Raw genomic sequence first — 1,530 nt, forward strand, 5'->3', positions numbered from 1 at the left:
GCATCCGCGTGTTCCGCCTGGCCGACAACGACACCACGCTGGCCGAGACCGACGCCGTGGAGCTGCGCCGCAGCGCCGCCAGCAGCGTCGAGAAAACCGGCAGCGACCCGGCCGAGCTCGACTTCGGGCAGGCCCGCGCCGTGCACCAGCAGTGGCGCATCACGCTGCGCAACGCCATCCAGCGCCGCCTCAAGGTGGACGTGGACACCCTGCGCCGCGACGACTGCTGCAAGCTGGGCCAGTGGCTGCACGGCCCCGCCAAGGGCCGCTGGGGCACGGTGCCCGCCTTCAGCGCGCTGGTGCAGCAGCACCGCGCCTTCCACCAGGAGGCGGGCAAGGTGGGCGACCTGATCAACCAGCAGCACTTTGAGCAGGCCCAGCGCACGCTGGAGCCCGGTGCCTCCTTTCACCAGGCCGGCCAGCAGACCATGCTGCTGCTGCACGAGCTGCAACAGCACGTCCAAGGTGGTGGCCCCGCGTCGGCGCCCAAGGCCGCCGCTGCCGCTCCTGTGGCGCCCCGCAGTGCTGCGCGCACACCAGCTCCCGCCGCCCGGGCCGGGGCGCAGCCGGTGCGGGTCGAGCCCTCGGCGCAAGGCGATTGGACCACCTTCTAAGCGATGTGCTGGGTTTGATAAGGTGGGTCAAATGTGCGGTTTTTCGGCGCCAAAACACCGGCCCGCAGGTGTGGACTTGAACAAAAAAGTACGAGAATAGCCCCACCGCACGTCACCTGGTTGCCGATACCGCCGACGCTCCTGACCCACCTGCTACCCCCATGCGCACCAACCTGCCGGTTACCCAGAACGGGTACGACTTTCCCGCCGACCAGACGCTGATCTCCGTCACCGATCTGAAGGGACGCATCACCTACTGCAACAGCAACTTTATCTCGGTCAGCGGCTTTGCGCGCGAGGAACTGCTGGGCCAGCCCCACAACCTGGTGCGCCACCCCGACATGCCCGAGGAGGCCTTCAGGGATATGTGGAAGACCATCCACGAGGACGGTCTGCCCTGGAGCGCGCTGGTCAAGAACCGGCGCAAGAACGGCGACTACTACTGGGTGCGCGCCAACGCCTCGCCCATGCGCAAGGGCGACCAGGTGGTGGGCTACTTCTCGGTGCGCACCAAGCCCCAGCCCGAAGAGGTGCAGGCCTACGAACAGCTCTACGCCACCATGCGCGCCGAGGCCGCCGCCGGGCGCCGCATCCATGTGCTGCACCACGGCCAGGTGCGCCGCACCGGCGGTCTGGCCGCGCTGGGGCGTGCCTTGCGCCCGCAACTGCACGGCAAGCTGGGCCTGCTGTCGCTGTGGGCGGCCGCCTTGCCCGCTGTGGCGGGCTGGGCCCAGGCTCCGGGCTGGGCGGTGGGGCTGGCGGCGCTGGCGGGCGCGGGCAGCGCCATGCTGGGGGCGTGGGCCCTCGTCATCCGCCCGATTGGCGAGGTGGTCCAGACCGCCAACCGCATCGCCGGGGGTGACTTGTCGCAGTTTGTCACCGTGGACAAGAGCGGCGAGATGGGCCAGCTGCAGCT

At 69.6% G+C, this 1,530-nt stretch carries 2 protein-coding genes; both read left to right on the plus strand.

The annotated features are described in order from the left end of the window. A partial coding sequence (locus tag CON76_RS12510; protein ID WP_169929066.1) for a CZB domain-containing protein occupies positions 1-614 on the plus strand: 614 nt, incomplete at its 5' end. Between the two features lie 161 nt (positions 615-775). Then, on the plus strand, positions 776-1,530 hold a 755-nt coding region (locus CON76_RS12515), incomplete at its 3' end, for a PAS domain-containing protein (protein WP_145995469.1).

Source organism: Macromonas bipunctata, assembly GCF_002837135.1.
Lineage (GTDB): Bacteria > Pseudomonadota > Gammaproteobacteria > Burkholderiales > Burkholderiaceae_C > Macromonas_A > Macromonas_A bipunctata.